Source organism: Anaerovibrio lipolyticus DSM 3074, assembly GCF_900141865.1.
Lineage (GTDB): Bacteria > Bacillota > Negativicutes > Selenomonadales > Selenomonadaceae > Anaerovibrio > Anaerovibrio lipolyticus.
Genome location: NZ_FQYW01000037.1, coordinates 1 through 2,292 on the forward strand (window position 1 = coordinate 1; position 2,292 = coordinate 2,292).

At 41.6% G+C, this 2,292-nt stretch carries 3 protein-coding genes; 1 reads left to right on the plus strand and 2 read right to left on the minus strand.

Translation table 11 applies throughout. The annotated features are described in order from the left end of the window. Positions 1-623: 623 nt before the first annotated feature. Positions 624-929: a helix-turn-helix domain-containing protein gene (locus B6K08_RS13460; protein WP_039205990.1), complete on the minus strand. Its 306-nt coding sequence runs from the start codon at positions 927-929 to the stop codon at positions 624-626. An 11-nt stretch (positions 930-940) separates the two neighbouring features. Further along, positions 941-1,282, minus strand: coding sequence for a type II toxin-antitoxin system RelE/ParE family toxin (locus B6K08_RS13465; protein WP_143254941.1), 342 nt, complete (start codon positions 1,280-1,282; stop codon positions 941-943). Positions 1,283-1,364: 82 nt separating this feature from the next. Here B6K08_RS13465 and B6K08_RS13470 point away from each other — a divergent pair, with 82 nt between their 5' ends. Then, on the plus strand, positions 1,365-1,952 hold the full coding sequence (locus B6K08_RS13470) for a recombinase family protein (RefSeq protein WP_080326341.1): 588 nt from the start codon (positions 1,365-1,367) through the stop codon (positions 1,950-1,952). Positions 1,953-2,292: the final 340 nt, after the last annotated feature.

Here is a 2,292-nt window from a genome sequence, read left to right on the forward strand (position 1 = left end):
CACGGTCATGTGCGCCACCGGCGTTGGTGCCGGGGCGGGAGCGATCGCCATTGCCAGCGGGGCCGTGGACCTCGGAAATGCCGTTCACGGTGCGGTTACGTTGAACAAAAAATAAGCCGAAAGGCTGATATGTGCGAAACGGCGTGAAAATAATCGTATAGGCACAAGGAAGCATGGAAAGGGCAGGATGGAGCGGGAACGGGGCGTGCCATGGCCGATGGCCGGGCGCATGTCTGACGAGGAACTGGACGAGGTGGCGGCGGCGGGCTTTTTCCCGCCGAAGCCGAAAGACAAAAAGTAAAGGCAAGGCAGCTTTTCACAAAAGGGTGCCTTGCCTTTGCTTTTTGTACGGGGAGGATTTATCTCAAAAAAAATACCTCTCCTAAAATGGCTTCCTCTATATCCTTTGGTTAAATAATGACTGTTTAAAGCTATGTTATTACTAACCAGATCCTCATGTGATATAGGGGAGCTTTTTATTTTAAAAAAAATGACTGAGAATATTATTCACACTCAAAGCCCCCTCCGGGGCATGGAATACTCGGTAGTCAAAACTTATAGTCAAAATTAAAGCAAAAAAAATGGGACATACAGTCCCAAAATTTTTAAAATCCATCCACTAATTAGTAGGCTATAGATAATTTATTTTGTTGGAGTAAGCTAAGTAATCTGCTACTTGGACCAGATGGTTTATTGCGACCAGATTCCCATGCTTCCACTGTTCTGGTGGATACGCCTATCCATTTAGCAAACAAAGCCTGGGTAAGTCCAGTACGTTTCCTTATATCTTTTATGGTATCTGCACTATATTCAACAAGTGGTTCTATCTCAATGGAGACAGTTTCTGAGTTCAAAATTTTGTTGCCGGATTTGGCATCAAGTATAGCCTCGTCCAACGCTGCTGATAAAATGTCAAATTCCTTGCTCATAGTATCACTCCTCATCGTAATGATTTCTCTAAAATATCTATCTTCTTTTTGAGAATGTTACGCTCAGCCATGCTTAGGTTTTCCTGCTCATTTTTTGGAAAAATTACTAATAGATAAATTATTTCCTTTTTCTCAAAATCAACATAGCATACTCTACAGCTTCCGCTTTTTCCACGGTGTTCAAAGGAAAAGCGCATTTTTCGTAATCTGCCGGTTCCTCTCATTACTGGCCCAGTTTTGGGGTCTGATAAAAGGTCATGCTGTAGACGACGCAAGTCATCATCTGTTAATTTTAAATTAGCCCATTCCTTTTCAAACGCTGTTCCCAGTATAAATTTGCGTTTTATAACCATAAAATTTCTCCTGAAGTTCATAACTCATTTCGATGTTATTATACTACGATTAAATAGTAGTTTTCAAGGGAGGAAAAGTAACATGATTTATGGATATGCCAGAGTGTCTACATCAGCCCAAGCAAAAGATGGAAATAGTCTTGAAGATCAGAAGCAAAAACTGATTGCAGCTGGTGCTTCAGAAATAATAGAGGAACATTATACCGGTACAACAACCAATCGCCCAGAGTTTTCCAAGCTCATAGATAAATTACAGGATGGAGATACTCTTGTCGTAACCAAGCTGGACAGATTTGCCCGCTCTGCAGGGCAGGGAGTACAGCTTATTCAGGAGCTTATAGGCAGAGGTGTATCTGTTAATGTTCTGAACATGGGGCTTATGGACAATAAGCCCGCCAGTAAGCTGATGATAACAATGATGCTGGCTTTCGCTGAATTTGAGCGTGATATGATAGTTGAGCGTACCCAAGAGGGGAAAAGAATAGCCAAGGGAAGGTCAGGATTCAAAGAGGGCCGTCCGAGACTCAGTAAAACGCAGACTGATTATGCTATGGAATTGCTGGCTAGAGGCATGAGCTATAAGGAAGTGTCAGAAAAATTAGGCATATCTAAATCTACTCTTGTGCGCCGTAGGCGCGAGCGGAAAGCTCTTGAATCTGCCAGAGGATGATTATGCATGATTTGCTATTTTTATTTATGACAAAAAATGATAATTACGCATTATAAAAGCTCCCCGCAGGGAGATGCTCACCAGCTGTTGTAGTTTGTTTTCCCCCACCTAAAGAGGAAGGGGACATCTTAAAGCTCGTTATTACGATAAAACTCCCCTGTTTGTTTTGGAGAATAACAGGCAGGGAAAATGAAAAAAGCACTTTATTTTCTGAATGTTTCGTGAAATAATGTACCTATTAACATAGAATAGCTTCCTGTATAATTCAAAGTGTAGACAACAGATAAGTCAAACTTAACAAAAAGAGATACCTCAGCTAAACTGTCATTACTGACCCTGA